This window comes from Halonotius pteroides, assembly GCF_003605635.1.
GTDB classification, from domain to species: Archaea; Halobacteriota; Halobacteria; order Halobacteriales; family Haloferacaceae; genus Halonotius; species Halonotius pteroides.
Map to the genome: position 1 here is coordinate 1 of NZ_QMDW01000076.1, position 1,268 is coordinate 1,268.

2 protein-coding genes are annotated in these 1,268 nt (G+C 70.9%); both read right to left on the reverse strand.

Annotation, left to right across the window (positions count from 1 at the left end; genetic code table 11):
* Window positions 1-65: 65 nt before the first annotated feature.
* On the reverse strand, window positions 66-725 hold the full coding sequence (locus tag DP106_RS15115; RefSeq protein WP_015410758.1) for a hypothetical protein: 660 nt from the start codon (window positions 723-725) through the stop codon (window positions 66-68).
* 63 nt (window positions 726-788) lie between these two features.
* A partial coding sequence (locus DP106_RS16010; protein WP_165857926.1) for an FxLYD domain-containing protein occupies window positions 789-1,268 on the reverse strand: 480 nt, incomplete at its 5' end.

Below are 1,268 nucleotides of genomic sequence, written 5' to 3' on the forward strand. Positions count from 1 at the left end.
GTCACCGACGGACCGAGCGCCGCGCCACCGATAGTCGAGCAACGGCTTCGGTCGCTGGAGGGGCTCTAGTCGTCCCCGAGCGCGCGGCCGATCCCCGGGACGACGGCCGCGAGGCGCGTGACCCACCCGAGTTCGAACAGGCCGGTCTGCGAGAGGACGCCGAGGGCGAACAACAAACCGAACAGGGGGACGTCGACGCCGACGATCGGGGCGGTAGCGAGCGGATCGAAGAGGATCGGGTCGGGCGTGAGGCCGTCCCGGGCAGCGGTGAAATCGGCGAGCGTGACCGACCCGGAGGCGAGGGCCGCGCCGACGAAGGCCGTCACGAACGTCAGCGCGACTCTGGTGAGCGTGAGTCCGAGGACTGCGCCGCCGACCCCGACGAGGACTGCCACGGGGTAGCGGACGAGTCCACCCGCGGTGAAAAGCGGCGTCACCGCGTAGAGACCGAGATACGCGCCCACGACGAACGACGGGACCGCCGTCGCAACCGAGAGCGCGACCGAGGCGAGGACGGCTCCAAGGACCCCGCCGGCGACGACGGCGGCGGCGAGCCCCACGACGCCCCCAGTACCGACGATCCCCAACAGTTGCGGTGCGAGGACGTAGCCCCCGGCAGCACCGATCAGGACGCCCAACAGCGCGGTCGCATAGACCGACAGCGCCGCGCCGAAGAGGACGAGTACCAGTCCCGCGAGCGCGACCCCGACGTCGAGGAGTTCCATATCGGGCCCTCGGGGGCCACCGGAATAAGTGTAGACGGCAGCGAATCGGGGATCGGCCGCCCCCTACCCCTCGACGGTCACCTCGACGTCGAGTGTCTCGAACTCGGAGAGGGCCCGATCAGGGCCGAACCGGGCGAAAAACTGCCGTTCGGCGCCCGCCCCGACGTCGTCTAGGGCGACGGTATCGCTGCCGAGCGTCCCGTCGGCACCGTCGGCGAGCGTGATGCGGATCGAGGCGGCGTCGGCGGGGCCGTCACCGACGTTTCGAACCGTCCCGGTGACGAGGACGGTTGCGTTTTCGGTTCCGGCGTCGTGGAGGGTGGCCTCGGCGTCGTGTTCGAGTTCGGGGTCGTCGAAGGCGCCAAACCCCACGAGAAACCCCGCGGTCCCGGCCGAACAGAGCACGAGAAAGGCGATCCAGACCGCGGGGCCGGCGGCCGGAACCCGCGCCCGTAGCGGGAGGATCGACAGCGCGAGCGCCCCGGCGAACAGGAGTGCGAGTCCGCCCCACGCCGAGTACGCGAGGACGAACCCCGAGAAGAC

Bases quoted from the DNA above. Each gene is read 5' to 3' on its own strand.
- DP106_RS15115 (WP_015410758.1), bottom strand. From the start codon at position 725: ATGGAACTCCTCGACGTCGGGGTCGCGCTCGCGGGACTGGTACTCGTC.